Origin of the sequence: Deinococcus sp. KSM4-11 (genome assembly GCF_004801415.1) — a bacterium.
In the GTDB taxonomy this organism is placed as follows: Bacteria; Deinococcota; Deinococci; order Deinococcales; family Deinococcaceae; genus Deinococcus.
The window spans coordinates 439169-452274 of the sequence record NZ_SSNX01000001.1; the positions used below are offsets into that span (position 1 = coordinate 439169).

Genomic DNA, 13106 nt, shown 5'->3' on the forward strand with positions numbered 1-13106 from the left:
ATCTCCGCCATGATGCTCGCTGTGATGGCCATCGGCCTGCTGGCCGGGGTGCTGGGCGCGATCCTGGGCCTGGGTGGCGGTGTGGTCGTGGTTCCTGCCCTGGAATTCGTCCTGCCTCACTTCGGGCGCGAGATCACGATTCAACAGGCGGTGGCCGTGAGCCAGATCGGGGTGCTGGCGGTGGGCCTGAGCGGCGCGGCCAGCTACCTTCAGCAGGGGCTGGTGCGCGCCCGGACGGGCTATCTGCTCTCGCCGTACACGATTGTGGGGGGCGCGGTGGGCTCGTTCCTTGGCCTCGTGCTTCCAGCGCGGGCGGTTGCCACGGTGTTTGCCCTGCTGCTGCTGTACTCGGCGTACAACCTGCTGCGTGGTCTGCGGCGCGTGGAGGTCGAACGTGAACCCTCCCGGCTCGTGCCGCCCGCCATGACCTTTGCCGGGATCATGAGCGGCCTGCTGGGCATCGGCGGGGGCACCGTGCAGGTGCCGGTGCTGAACCTGCTGGCCGGTGTGCCGATCCGGCAGGCGATCGCCACGAGCACTTTCATCATGGGGCTGACGGCGGTGGGCAATGCCCTGGTCTACCAGGCGGGCGGCCTGCTGGACGTGAAGATGGCCGCCGGGATCGCGCTGGGCGTGCTGGTGGGGGCGCGGGCCGGGGCGGTCTTGCAGAGCCGCATTCCGGCCGCGCAGCTCAAGCTGTTCTTCAGCCTGCTGCTGATCTTCACCGCGCTGCAACTGCTGTGGAAGTACTGGGGTCACGCGTGAGCGCCCCGGAGACCCGGCCCACCGGCAGGGACGAGAACCCGGAGCTGGCCGGGTTGCCGCACTGGCTGTATCCGGCGGGATTCTGGGTCGCCGTGGCGCTGCTGGCGGTCGGGGTGCTGCTGCCGGGACTGGCTGCCGTGGGCGTGATCTGGGTGGCTGCCGTCCCGGTGCTCGCAGCCGTGTGGGTGGCCCTGGCCGGGTGGCGGCTGGATCGCCGGCTGAGTGTGGCGGCGCTGTTCGCCCTGGGCGGGCTGGTGCTGGTGTTCATCGTCAAGCAGTTCATCTGACGGAACGCGGCCGAACCCGGCCGGTCACTTCTTGCAGGTCAGGTCAATCCGGAAACTGGGATCCTTCACGCTGTACTTCAGCGGGGTGCTCGCCACGCCCTGCGGATCGATGGGCACGACCAGCTTCACAGGCTGGCCCGCCGCGCCGTCGGTCGGGAAGTCGATGGTGCCAGTGTGGGCCTCGCCGGGCAGGAAGGCGTGGTCGCTCAGGTCGAGGAAGGTGCCGGCCGTCAGGGTCTTGCCGCTTTCCAGTTGCAGGCCCACGCCGCCCAGGCCGCTGCCGCTCAGGCTGTAGCCGCCGACCGTCGAGCCGTTGCGCACCTCCACCTTCGCGTGCCACGCGTCGCCGCCGCCGGAGACGTCCAGCACCTTCAGGCGCCACACGCCGTTGAACAGCTGCTGGTTCATGCACCCGGCGACCGCCGCCAGCTGATCTGCGCCGCCCAGTGGGGCCAGACTTACCACGCTGCCCTTCACGCTCACGGCGATTCCGGCGGCCTTCAGGGCATCTGAACTGATGTAGGTCTTGCCGCCCTGCACGATGGCGCTGCCGGGCACGGGTTTTCCCTGCCACTGAATGGTGTACGTCGTGGCGGCCAGGGCCACGCTGAGGCCCAGGGCTCCGGCCAGGAGCAGGGTGGGGTGAAGGGATCGGCCTGTGTTCATGATGACCTCCTGGGATGGTGCTGCCATCAGGATGCGAGGCTGGCCATGAACGGTTCGTGATCACTTCCGCCCCCTTACCATCATGGCGTGATCCTTTCAGAGTGGACGCCCGAGCAGGTCGCGCGGCGCCTGACGGCCCGCTGGCCGGAACTGTCGGGCCAGCCGGTCGCGCTGCTGGGGGAGGGCAGTGACCACCGGGCGTACGCGGTCGGTTCGGCGTGGGTCTTCCGCGTGCCGAAATACGCGGGCCAGGGAGGATCGCTCATCCGGGAGGCCCGGCTGCTGGCGTGGCTGGACGGCCGCCTCCCGCTCCCGGTGCCCGCGCCTCGGTTCGTCGCGGAACCGTCCGACGTGTTTCCGGAGGGCATCGTGGGGGCCACGCGGCTGTCTGGGCGTTCCAGGCTCGAGGTCACGCTGCCCGACGGCCTGGGACACGCTCTGGGGGCGTTCCTGCACGTTCTGCACGGTCTGGATGGAGTGGATTCAGGTCTGCCTGTGGATCACGACCCGCTGGGTGCCGAGTGGCAGGAAGCTGCGATGGCCGATCTGGACGTCGCGGTGCAGGCTGGGCTCCTGGCGCGGCCGGAGCCCTGGGACGCTGTCCTCGCTGCCCCACCACCGCTGGATCTCCCGCGCCTGAGCGTGATCCACGGGGATTTCGCGGCGGAACACGTGCTGCTCGGCCCGGCGGGCACGGTGACGGGCGTGATCGACTGGACAGACGCAGTGCTGGGCGATCCGGCGCGTGATCTGGCCGGACTGATCCACTGGGGGGGCCAAGCCCTGCTGAATGAAGCGCTGGACGGCTATGGTGCGGTGGAGGCCGCTGTGGTGCGGCGTGCGGCGTGGTTCGCGCTGTGCCGTGCGCTGGCCGATCTGGCGTTCGGCGTGCAGGAGGAACGGGGTGAGTATGTCCAGGGTGGGCTGGCGGCGCTGGCTCACCTGTCGGCCAGCTTCGCCGCAGAGCTGGACGTGCCGGATACGGTGGACAAACCCGCCCCATCCCCCTAAACTTGAACCGAGTCTAATTTTGTACATCCCCACGGGAGGCCCTTGTGAAGATTCAGAAAGCAGCCGTCATCGGCGCGGGCGTGATGGGCGCCGCCATAGCCGCGCAACTTGCCAACGCCGGCATCCCCGTCCTCCTGCTGGATATCGTGCTGCCGGATCAGAAAGACCGGAACTTCCTGGCGAAATCCGGTATCCAGCGTGCGCTGAAGGCCCGCCCGGCCGCATTCATGGATCCGGCCCGCGCCGCCCTGATCACGCCCGGCAATCTCGAAGACGACCTGAAGAGCCTGAAGGACGCCGACTGGATTCTGGAAGCCATCATCGAGAAACTGGACGCCAAGCGCGACCTGTGGGAGCGCGTCGAGAAGGTTGCCAAGAGAACCGCGATCATCTCCAGCAACTCCAGCGGCATTCCCATGCACCTGCAGGTCGAGGGCCGCAGCGACGACTTCCAGCGGCGCTTCGTGGGCGCGCACTTCTTCAACCCGCCGCGCTACCTGCACCTGCTGGAAGTCATTCCCACGCCCAAGACCGATCCTGAGGTCGTAAAGACCTTCAGCGACTTCGCAGAGACGACGCTCGGCAAGGGTGTGGTCGTCGCGAACGACGTGCCGGGCTTCGTCGCCAACCGCATCGGCGTGTACGGCATCATCCGCGCCATGCAGCATATGGAGAAGGCTGGCCTGACGCCCGCGCAGGTGGATCAGCTCACCGGCCCGGTGCTGGGCCGCGCGAACTCGGCCACCTTCCGCACCGCCGACCTGTCGGGCCTGGACATCATCTACCACGTGGCGAACGACCTCGGGAAGGCGACACCGGACGACGAGGACTTCACCCTCACGCCCGCGTTCCGTACTCTCGTTGAAGAGAAGAAGATGCTGGGCGACAAGACCGGGAGCGGCTTCTACAAGAAGACCAAGGGGCCGGACGGCAAGACGAAGATCCTCAACCTGAACCTGGGCACCTTCGAGTACGAGGACCAGGGCAAGGTCAAGGTTTCAGCCGTGGACGCCGTGAAGGGCCAGTCCCTGCCGGCCCGCGTGAAGGCCCTGTACGCCGCCGAGGGCAAGGAAGGCGACTTCCTGCGCGGCGTGATGAACGACGGCTTCTGGTACGCCGCGAAGATGGCCGGAACTGTCTCGGGCCGCCTGCAGGACATCGACAACGCCCTGAAGTGGGGCTTCGGCTGGGAGCAGGGACCCTTCGAGACGATGGACACTATCGGCGTGCAGCAGGTCATCACCAACCTGGAGGCCGAGGGCCGCACCCTGCCGCCGCTGCTGACGGCCATGAAGGCCAGCGGCCGGGACGCCTTCTACCAGGACGGCGGAACCGTCACGCCCACCGGCGAGCCCACGCCCTACCAGGCCCCGTACTTCGTCGTGACCGACCTGAAGAAGGACGCCACGAAGATCGTCAAGAAGCGTGCCGGCGCGAGCGTCGTGGACCTGGGCGACGGCGTGCTGCTCGTCGAATGGCATGCCAAGATGAACGCCCTGGGTGAGGATCAGCTCCGCGCCGTGCAGGACGCCCACAAGCTGGTGCAGGACATGGGGTACGCGGGCCTAGTCCTCGGCAACCAGGGCGAGAACTTCAGCGCGGGCGCGAACCTCCCCCTGATCCTCGCGCAGGCGCAGGCCGAGGAATGGGACGAGCTGGACGACATGATCAAGCAGTTCCAGCAGGTCACCACCAGCCTGCGCTTCAGCCCGCACCCCACCGTCGCCGCGCCCTTCGGCCTGACGCTCGGCGGCGGCGCGGAATTCACCCTGCATGCCGACCACGTGGTCGCCAGCGCGGAACTGTATATGGGCCTCGTGGAAGTCGGGGTGGGCCTGATCCCCGGCGGCGGCGGCACCAAGGAGATGCTGCTGCGCTTCACCGACATGCAGCAGCCCGGCCAGCAGCTCGGCGCCACCCTGCTCCCGGCCGTGCAGCGCGCCTTCGAACTCATCGGCACCGCAAAGGTCAGCACCAGCGCGCTCGAAGCCCGCACCCTGGGCTTCCTGCGCGATACCGACAGCATTGCCATGAACAAGAACCACATCCTGCAGGATGCCAAGCGGCAGGTGCTGGCCCTCGCGCCCGGCTACGTGCAGCCTACGCCGCGCCAGGACATCCCCGTCATGGGCGACGCCGCCATCGCCGCCATCAAGAGCGCCCTGTACGGCATGCATCAGGGCGGATACATCACCGACTATGACCTCGTGGTGTCCGAACAGCTCGTCCGCGTGCTGTCCGGCGGCACCGGCAACAACCGCACGGCGAAGGTCTCTGAGCAGCATCTCCTCGACCTCGAACGCGAGGCCTTCCTGACCCTGCTGGGCAAGAAGGGCACGCAGCAGCGCATCGACCACATGCTGAAGACCGGGAAGCCCCTGAGGAACTGAGGCATGGCAGACGGCATCGTTGTGGCACAGCTTATCGAGGTGACCTGGGACAAAGCCCAGCGTCACGCTCTTCGGGCGACCCGACGAAACCAATTGCCCGATTCCCTCCCTCTCTTGAGCTTTCAACGGGAGACAGAGGCTGAAATCGTCGTTCACAGCGTTCACATTGACCGGAACGGAACAGGTACAGAGACCATGTCTCAATATCACCGTCCGGGGCTGGCAAATCTGCAACATGTAGAGCTGAACGTTGAAGACAATGTGCTTCATGTGCTTTGCCGACCGGATCTGAAGTGGACAGAGATTCCGAGACCTCAATTGACTATTGCCACCGGTCAGTGGGGGAGGGTGATCGTCGAAGAAGGTGGTGCCACGGCTGGCTATCGTAAGATCACTCATAATATTGGCTATTTCGAAGTGATTGACCCATTGGTCTTCGCTACTCAGCCTTCTGTGCGTGAGTGGCGTGATTCCCATAGGCTAATGCGATGATCGACCGTCCTTCCCTTCGCGACCAACTCCGTTCCGTCCGCAAACGCCGCGTGCTCGCGTGGGCCGGGGTGGCGTATGCCGGACTGGTGCTGGCCGGCGCGTTCATCGGAGCGGAGATCACGCTGCGCTCCAAGACGCGCTGGGTGAAAGGGGTGTTCGTTCCGGTCGGGCGACGGGGCGACGACGTGTTCCTCCCGGCCAGTGTCGAGACCCTGTCGCGCGGGCCGTTGGGGCTCGTGCCACTCCTGCCGAACCGGGGCCACGCCGTCCTGGGACGGCACCAGATGGCCGGAACGGTCGTGAAGCGGCCCATCCTGCAACAGCGCGGCACGCTGCCGAACGGAGCGCTCGCGTGGGTCTCCACCTACGTGTACAACGGCACCCCCGCGCAACTCGGTGTTTCCTACCGGGACGCGGTCGTCCGCACTCCTGTGGGAGACATGCCCGCATGGCACGTTCCAGCCGTGAAGGGCGACAGCGACTCCATCGCCATCGTCATCCACGGACACGGAGGGCAGCGGGCGCAGGCGCTGCGGATGCTGCCCGCCCTGCTGCGCTCCGGCGTGGGCGCGTTGTTCGTCACGTTCCGCAACGCCTTCGGCGCCCCGCAGGTCGGCAAGGGCTACCTGACGCTGGGCGACGTGGAAGCCGAGGACGTCCTGGCGGCGCTCCACTGGGCGCAGGATGCCGGATACAAGCGGGCCGTCCTGTACGGCTTTTCCATGGGCGGCAACATCGCCCTCAGCGTCCTGGGCGACCGGCACCGCCCCTACCCGATTCCCGTGGTGGGCGTCATGCTCGATTCGCCCGCACTCGACTGGCGGGCGACCATCCGCTGGAACGCGCAGCGCTTCGGGCTGCCGAAACTCGTCGCGCAGCACGTCGGTACGTTCACGCAGTGGGTCGTCACGCGCCGCAGCGGGCAGGACTTCGACACGGTGGATCAGATCAGGGCGGCCCCCACCTTTGACGTCCCGATCCTGATGTGGCACGGCACCCGTGACCGCACCATTCCCATCGATCAGGCCGAGGCGCTCGCCGCCGCCCGCCCCGACCTGATCGACTACCACCGCGTGGAAGGCGCCAAGCACATCCGCACCTGGAACATCGACCCGAAAGCGTACGACGCCCAGTTGGAAGCCTTCATCGAGAAAGTGTTGCCGGGGGTGAAGCGTGACTGAGCCTTTGATCATTGTGCAGGAGGTCGTGCGGCACTGGTATAAGGAGGAGCGTGGCGGAAGAGCGGCGCAACTGCGAGCACAACTGCCCCGCGAGCTAGCTCTTCCCGTCTTGAGCCCAAAGCAGACAACTAAACTCGTTCACCACCGTGTTAGACCGTTTTTCAGAGATGGAGTTGTTCACACGCCATCCGACCTTAAAGAATACGGCCGTATCCCGGTTGATTCGTTCCGATCGGTTGATATCGTCCTCTCGAATGACTCGATGACTGTTCTGCTTCGTCCGCGCCGCAGTGGCACGCCTCGAAAGAGCTGGCTGATCACGATTGGAGAGTGGGGACAATTTAGATGGAACGAGCGAATTAGATATGAATCGACGTGGGGATATGAGGAAACCACATTGAACGTAGCTCTACTATTACACTTAGAATTTACGACCTCTATTTTTACGGCGATGAAGCCAACTCGTGCATTCGATGATCTGGTAAGTTTGTATTGAATCTAAGGATTTATGCAGTCTTTTGATTATCCATCACCAAGCCTCTAACGCTTACTTAAAAGGAGTAACCACTATGCGTGACGCTGTAATTGTTTCTGCTGTTCGGACGGCCGTGGGCCGTGGGGTGAAGGGCACGCTGGCGAACACCCGCCCGGATGATCTGGCCGCGCTGGTCATGAACGAGGCCGTCAGGCGGGCCGGAATCGAGGCTGGACTCGTCGAGGACGTCTACCTGGGCTGCGCCATTCCTGAGGCCGAGCAGGGCCTGAACGTGGCGCGGCTGGCGGCATTGCGGGCCGGGATGCCGGATTCGGTGGGCGGCGTGACCGTCAACCGCTTCTGCTCCAGCGGCCTCCAGACCATCGCCATGGCGGCGGCGGCCATCCAGACCGGGCAGGCCGACGTGATGCTGGCTGGGGGCGTGGAGTCCATGAGCATGGTGCCCATGAGCGGCCACAATCCCAGCCCCAACTTGGAACTGGTGGATCAGCGTCCCGGCGCCTACATCGGCATGGGCATGACCGCCGAGAATGTGGCCGCCAAGTACGGCGTGAGCCGCGCGGATCAGGACGCCTTCGCGCTGCGGTCGCACCAGCGGGCAGCGGCGGCGCAGGATGCCGGGAAGTTCGACGCGGAGATCATTCCGGTGCCGGTGCGCGTGGACAAGGTGAAGGGCACGAAGCTGAAGTCCGAGACGGTGCCCTTCGACAGGGACGAGCTGATTCGCCGGGACGCCAACCTGGAGGACATGGCCAAGGTGCGCCCAGCGTTCAAGGCGACCGGATCGGTCAGCGCCGCGAACTCCAGCCCCTTCTCCGACGGCGCGGCGGCCGTGCTGATGATGAGCGGCGAGAAGGCGCAGGAACTGGGCCTCAAACCCCTGGCGAAGTTCCTGGGCTTCGCGGTGGCCGGAGTCGATCCGGAGCTGATGGGCATCGGGCCGGTGAAGGCCGTGCCAAAGGTACTGGCACAGACAGGCCTGACCCTGGCGGACATCGACCTGATCGAATTGAACGAGGCGTTCGCGGCGCAGTCCCTGGCGGTGGCGCGCGAACTGGGCCTCAACGAGGACATCCTGAACGTGAACGGCGGCGCGATTGCGCTGGGCCACCCGCTGGGGTGCACGGGCGCGAAACTCACGACCAGCGCCATCTACGAACTGCAGCGCCGGGGCGGCGGGAAGGCGCTGATCACCATGTGCATCGGCGGCGGTATGGGCGCGGCTGGCATCATCGAGGTCTACCCGGCCGAGGGAGCGCAGGCGGCAGACTGAGACCTGAATAAGGGAAGGGGACGGACACGCCCAGTCCGTCCCCTTCCCTTGTGATGCTCAGCGGTTGAGGAATGCGGCCGCGTTCTTCGCGAGGGCCGGACTCACTTTCAACGCCTGAACGGGATGGGCTATGGCGTACGAGTGGGCCAGCGTCCGGGCCGTCTGGAGAGCTGCGGCTGGTGCCCCGACGGTGGCCGTGGTGACGGTGGACGTCTGGATCACGGCCAGCGTGTAGGACGCGAGGGCATTCCCGTTCGCGTCGTACGTGGTGGCGCTGCCCTCGATGGTAGACTTGCCCTGGTAGGTGCCCAGTGCGCCGTCGGCATCGGTTCCGATGAAGTAGAAGTTGGGGTTGCCCGCATTGGCGTCGGCGGTGAAGGCCACCTGCAGCTTGCCGGCGGCAGTGAGTGGCCCCATCAGACTGAAGCCCTCGCGGGTCTTGGCATCGTTGACGTACGGGCCGAAGGCCGCCGTTCGTCCTGCGTTATACACCTCATCGTCGAACAATACGGCGCCACTGTCGATGATCGCGCCTGTCGAGTCGGCCAGGCCCCAGGCCCACAGTCCCTGGTACAGCGTGGTGATGTCATACGCGGCGCTGGTTCCGACGTTCCCGGCGGCGTCGTAGGCCTTGGCCGTGAAGTTCGTGCGGGTGGTCAGAATGTCGATCGAGGGCGACGTGAACGGCGCGGTCGTGTCGGTGCCCACAACCGTGCTGCCCTGGTAGAACTCGACCTTGGTGACGTGGCGGTCGTCGCTCGCGGTGGCGGTCAGGGTGACCGTGCTGTCGGCCGCCACCGCGCTTCTGGACAGGGACACCGACGGTGCGGTGATGTCCGGACCGCTGCTGGTGGTTCCACCACACGCAGTCAGGATCAGGGCGGCGGTGAGGGTGGTCAGGAGAATGGATTTCACGCCTGCACTCTAGAGTCGAGCCGAATCGGGCAACGTCGCACATGACGCAGGCGCGGGCTTCACACAGGGGCCGTCCACCAGTCGTCACAAGGGGTAACCGGCACCGTGCGCTTGTGGCGGGTGTTCAGGAACATGGTCTCGATGCGCGCGGCGGCGCTGTCGTCGATGTCGCGGCCTTCCAGATATGCATCGATCTGGGCGTACGTCACGCCTAGGGCGGCTTCGTCGGGCAGGCCGGGGCGGCCGTCCTCCAGGTCGGCGGTTGGTACCTTCTTCCAGGTGCTCTCGGGCGCGCCGAGGTGCGCGAGGAGCTGCGCGCCCTGGCGTTTGGTGAGGCCGGTCAGGGGAGTGAGGTCCACGCCTCCGTCGCCGTACTTGGTGAAGAAGCCGGTGACGGCCTCGGCGGCGTGGTCTGTGCCGACCACCAGCAGGTTCAGCTGACCGGCGATGGCGTACTGCGCGACCATGCGTTCGCGGGCCTTGACGTTGCCACGCACGAAGTCCCGCAGGTCGGTGCCCAATGCGTCGGCGGCGGCTCGGGCGGCCGCGTCGGCGCTGGGGCGGATGTCCACCGTGACGGCATGATCCGGGTGGATGAAGGCCAGTGACACCTGCGCGTCGGCCTCGTCGGCCTGCGTGCCGTAGGGGAGGCGCACGGCGATGAAGGTGGCCGCGCCGCCTCCGGCCCGCACGCGTTCGGCGGCGAGCTGGCACAGCCGGCCTGCCAGGGTACTGTCCTGCCCGCCGCTGATGCCCAGCACGAAGCCGCTGGCCGGGGTGGTGCCCAGGTACGCGCACAGGAACGAGACGCGCCGCTCGATCTCGGTGGCGGGGTCGATGTCCGGCTGGACGCACAGGTCGGCGCGGATGCGGTCGCGGAGCGCACTCATGATCCGGAGTATGGATCATGGCGGGGGCGGCCCGCGTACACTCGCGGCGTGACGCCCTCACCGCCCCCTTCGGCCCTGTTCACGGACCTGTACCAGCTGACCATGATGCAGGGCTACGTCGAGCAGGGCCTGCACGAACAGGAGGCGGTATTCGACCTGAGTTTCCGCCGCCGGCCGTTCCGGGGCGGGTACGCGCTGTGGGCGGGCCTGGAACCCATGCTCGACGCGCTGGAGGGACTGCGGTTCACGGAGTCCGAACTGGCCTATCTGGATTCACTGGCCCTGTTCCGCCCAGTCTTTCTGGACATGTTGCGCGGCTGGCGCTTCACCGGGCGCGTGGAGGCCTTCCGCGAGGGAAGGGTGGTCTTCGCCCACGAGCCGCTGCTGACCGTGACCGCGCCGCTGTGGGAAGCGCAGCTCGTCGAGACGCTGCTGCTGAACACGCTGAATTTCCAGACCCTGATCGCCACCAAGGCGGCACGCTGTGTGCTCGCCGCCGCGTCCAGCCCGCATGGAGGCACGGTCGTGGAGTTCGGTGCGCGGCGGGCGCAGGGGCCTGACGGTGCGCTCTCGGCCACGCGGGCGGCCGTGGTGGGGGGCGCGACCGGCACGAGCAACGTGGAGGCCGGAATGCGCTACGGCGTTCCTGTGACGGGCACGCACGCGCACGCCTGGGTGGAGAGCTTCCCCGACGAGCTGAGCGCCTTCCGCGCGTATGCGCAGTCGTATCCGGAAACCACAACCCTGCTGCTCGACACGGTGGACACGCTGGGCAGCGGCCTGCCGAACGCCCTGACGGTGGCGCGGGAACTGCGGCAGGCTGGGCATGAACTGCGCGGCGTGCGGCTGGACAGCGGCGACCTCGCGTACCTGTCGCGCCACATCCGCGCGCAGCTCGACGCGGCAGGTTTCCCGGATGTGCGGATCGTGGCCAGCAACGACCTGTCCGAGGACGTGATCGCCGCCCTGATCGCGGAGGGCGCCCGCATCGACGTGTACGGCGTGGGCACACAGCTCGTCACGGCGGGCGGCAGTGGGGGCGGCGCGCTGGGCGGCGTGTATAAGCTGGTGCAGCTGAACGGACGGCCCCGCATGAAACTCACCGCCGATCCCGGCAAGGCCAGCGTGCCCGGCGTGAAGCGGGTGTGGCGTGGGGTCGAGGGTACGGAAGCGGACGCGGCCTACACCTGGGACGTCCTGACCCTGGGCGATCCGCCGACCCCGGGGATGGTCGTGAGCGATCCCGTCAATCCCCTGCGCGCGGCGCGCCTGCCCGCAGGCCTGCACTGGCAGGGTGCCCGCGAGACCGTCATGGAGAACGGCGTCCGCACCGGCCCGCCCGAACCGCTGCCGGACGTGCAGAACCGTGCGCGCGCGGAACTGGCACGGCTGCCCGCCGGAACGCGCCGGCTCCTCAACCCGCACGAGTACCGCGTGAGCCTCGCGCCGGACGTGGCGGCTCTGCGCGACCGGGAACGCGCCCGCCTGCTGGAGGCATCCCACCCGTGAAGGCGCCGGATGGCGCGGTCTTCATCGGCCGCTGCCAGCCGCCGCACGCGGCGCACGTGCAGAGTGTCCTGGCGGCCCTGGACGCGGTGCCGCAGGCGCTGGTATTGCTGGGCAGCGCGAACCTGGCCCGCAGCGTCCGCAATCCGCTGAGCGCCCCCGAACGCGCCCGGCTGCTGCGCGGCGCGGTGCAGGAGGCGGGTGGCGACATTCACCGTCTGACCTTCCGCCCGATTCCAGACCGCTTCGACGGGGCACGCTGGGCAGCCGACGTGAAAGCGGTGGCCGAGGCCGTGTTCGGCGCGGAGGCCCGGATTGCCCTGGTCGGCCACCACAAGGACGAAAGCGGCGCGTACCTGCGCTGGTTTCCCGGATGGACGCGCCGGCCGCTGCCCGGCGTTCCCGGTCTGGACGCCACCAGCATCCGGCGGGCATGGCTGACCGGAGCGACCCTGCCCCAGGGAATCCCTGTCCGCGTGGCTAAGTGGCTCGACGCCTTCGCGGCTCTGCCCGCCTACGCCCGCCTTCGGGACGAATGGCTGGCCGTCGAACTGGCCAACGCTGCCCTGCCGCCCGGAATCCGGCTGGACGAGGAACGCTGGCTGCACGTGCAGGGAGGTCAGGTGTGGCTGCACATCCGGCAAGGCGCCATCGGCCAGGGGCTGTGGGAGCTGCCGGGTCACGTCCTGCCCGCTGGTACCTGGGCCGCTGGGCAGGGCGTCGTCTTCGACCATCCCGGCCGCGCCCTGGTCGGCCAGGCCATCGCCCATGTCTTGCAGGGAACGCTCCCGCCCGGCGTGGTCGGTCATCCGGTACCGCTCCGTACGGCCCTGGCCCGGCCGCGCCGCTTCCACGAAGACCACCACGTCATCCTCACGCGGCTGCTGGAGGCGGGCTGGCCGGATACGCCTACCTCTTCAGGTCGTTCGGTTCATCCCTGATCCAGCCGGTCGTCTTGCGCAGGTTCATCTCACCGAAGGCGCGCAGCCACTCGGTCTCGCTCAGCGTGTTCAGGTCGCGGCCCGCGTACTGTTCGAGCAGCACGGCGCGCATCACGTCCGCCTCGTAGTCGCTGGCGCTCTGGCGGCCCAGGCGCTCCAGCACGGCGTCCGTGGTCAGGTGCTCGTCGATGGTCATGTCAGGCCTCCTTGAGGGTGATGGGGGAGACGGATGCTCTGGCCTTGAGATGCATCCGGCAGGGTCGTGTCCGTGCAGGCGACCAAGGAGTGCGATC

At 67.4% G+C, this 13106-nt stretch carries 13 protein-coding genes; 9 read left to right on the forward strand and 4 right to left on the reverse strand.

The window, feature by feature from the left end; all coding sequences use genetic code 11:
- Nucleotides 1-9 precede the first annotated feature (9 nt).
- Both E7T09_RS02205 and E7T09_RS02210 read left to right on the forward strand, forming a co-directional pair.
- Nucleotides 10-765, forward strand: a complete 756-nt coding sequence (locus tag E7T09_RS02205; RefSeq protein ID WP_205746937.1) for a sulfite exporter TauE/SafE family protein — start codon at nt 10-12, stop codon at nt 763-765.
- Complete coding sequence (locus tag E7T09_RS02210; protein ID WP_168734659.1) at nt 762-1052, forward strand: hypothetical protein; 291 nt, start codon at nt 762-764, stop codon at nt 1050-1052. Before E7T09_RS02205 ends, E7T09_RS02210 begins: the two co-directional genes overlap by 4 nt.
- A 24-nt stretch (nt 1053-1076) precedes the next feature.
- Here the strand turns inward: E7T09_RS02210 and E7T09_RS02215 are convergent, their stop codons facing one another.
- A complete protein-coding gene (locus E7T09_RS02215; protein ID WP_136387496.1) occupies nt 1077-1718 on the reverse strand; it encodes a hypothetical protein in 642 nt (213 codons plus the stop codon).
- An 87-nt stretch (nt 1719-1805) separates the two neighbouring features.
- On the opposite strand from E7T09_RS02215, the gene E7T09_RS02220 reads away from it, so the two are divergent.
- From E7T09_RS02220 to E7T09_RS02240, 5 genes are all read left to right on the forward strand, one after another.
- Nucleotides 1806-2729, forward strand: a complete 924-nt coding sequence (locus tag E7T09_RS02220; protein ID WP_136387497.1) for a phosphotransferase family protein — start codon at nt 1806-1808, stop codon at nt 2727-2729.
- 44 nt (nt 2730-2773) lie between these two features.
- Nucleotides 2774-5119, forward strand: a complete 2346-nt coding sequence (locus tag E7T09_RS02225) for a 3-hydroxyacyl-CoA dehydrogenase/enoyl-CoA hydratase family protein (RefSeq protein WP_136387498.1) — start codon at nt 2774-2776, stop codon at nt 5117-5119.
- A 3-nt stretch (nt 5120-5122) separates the two neighbouring features.
- Complete coding sequence (locus E7T09_RS02230; RefSeq protein ID WP_136387499.1) at nt 5123-5611, forward strand: hypothetical protein; 489 nt, start codon at nt 5123-5125, stop codon at nt 5609-5611.
- Nucleotides 5608-6792 carry a S9 family peptidase gene (locus E7T09_RS02235; protein ID WP_136387500.1) on the forward strand — a complete coding sequence of 395 codons (1185 nt, stop codon included), beginning with the start codon at nt 5608-5610 and terminating at the stop codon, nt 6790-6792. The genes E7T09_RS02230 and E7T09_RS02235 overlap by 4 nt, the downstream gene beginning before the upstream one ends.
- Nucleotides 6793-7361: 569 nt before the next feature.
- Nucleotides 7362-8561: a thiolase family protein gene (locus tag E7T09_RS02240; RefSeq protein WP_136387501.1), complete on the forward strand. Its 1200-nt coding sequence runs from the start codon at nt 7362-7364 to the stop codon at nt 8559-8561.
- 57 nt (nt 8562-8618) lie between these two features.
- Here the strand turns inward: E7T09_RS02240 and E7T09_RS02245 are convergent, their stop codons facing one another.
- Together E7T09_RS02245 and nadE are read right to left on the reverse strand one after the other, a co-directional pair.
- A complete protein-coding gene (locus E7T09_RS02245) occupies nt 8619-9476 on the reverse strand; it encodes an Ig-like domain-containing protein (protein ID WP_136387502.1) in 858 nt (285 codons plus the stop codon).
- 59 nt (nt 9477-9535) lie between these two features.
- Nucleotides 9536-10366: an ammonia-dependent NAD(+) synthetase gene (gene nadE / locus E7T09_RS02250; protein ID WP_136387503.1), complete on the reverse strand. Its 831-nt coding sequence runs from the start codon at nt 10364-10366 to the stop codon at nt 9536-9538.
- 48 nt (nt 10367-10414) lie between these two features.
- On the opposite strand from nadE, the gene E7T09_RS02255 reads away from it, so the two are divergent.
- Together E7T09_RS02255 and E7T09_RS02260 are read left to right on the forward strand one after the other, a co-directional pair.
- Complete coding sequence (locus E7T09_RS02255; protein WP_255578386.1) at nt 10415-11875, forward strand: nicotinate phosphoribosyltransferase; 1461 nt, start codon at nt 10415-10417, stop codon at nt 11873-11875.
- Complete coding sequence (locus E7T09_RS02260; RefSeq protein ID WP_240741572.1) at nt 11872-12813, forward strand: ADP-ribose pyrophosphatase; 942 nt, start codon at nt 11872-11874, stop codon at nt 12811-12813. Before E7T09_RS02255 ends, E7T09_RS02260 begins: the two co-directional genes overlap by 4 nt.
- On the opposite strand, the gene E7T09_RS02265 is transcribed toward E7T09_RS02260, so the two are convergent.
- On the reverse strand, nt 12782-13009 hold the full coding sequence (locus E7T09_RS02265) for a hypothetical protein (RefSeq protein ID WP_136387504.1): 228 nt from the start codon (nt 13007-13009) through the stop codon (nt 12782-12784). The two genes, E7T09_RS02260 and E7T09_RS02265, sit on opposite strands and share 32 nt — an antisense overlap.
- Between the last annotated feature and the right edge of the window lie 97 nt (nt 13010-13106).

What these genes read in the sequence shown, in the direction of transcription:
- E7T09_RS02205 (WP_205746937.1), top strand. Translation starts at nt 10, where the DNA reads ATGATGCTCGCTGTGATGGCCATCGGCCTGCTGGCCGGGGTGCTGGGC.
- E7T09_RS02215 (WP_136387496.1), bottom strand. Translation starts at nt 1,718, where the DNA reads ATGAACACAGGCCGATCCCTTCACCCCACCCTGCTCCTGGCCGGAGCC.
- E7T09_RS02230 (WP_136387499.1), top strand. Translation starts at nt 5,123, where the DNA reads ATGGCAGACGGCATCGTTGTGGCACAGCTTATCGAGGTGACCTGGGAC.
- E7T09_RS02235 (WP_136387500.1), top strand. Translation starts at nt 5,608, where the DNA reads ATGATCGACCGTCCTTCCCTTCGCGACCAACTCCGTTCCGTCCGCAAA.
- E7T09_RS02240 (WP_136387501.1), top strand. Translation starts at nt 7,362, where the DNA reads ATGCGTGACGCTGTAATTGTTTCTGCTGTTCGGACGGCCGTGGGCCGT.
- nadE (WP_136387503.1), bottom strand. Translation starts at nt 10,366, where the DNA reads ATGAGTGCGCTCCGCGACCGCATCCGCGCCGACCTGTGCGTCCAGCCG.
- E7T09_RS02265 (WP_136387504.1), bottom strand. Translation starts at nt 13,009, where the DNA reads ATGACCATCGACGAGCACCTGACCACGGACGCCGTGCTGGAGCGCCTG.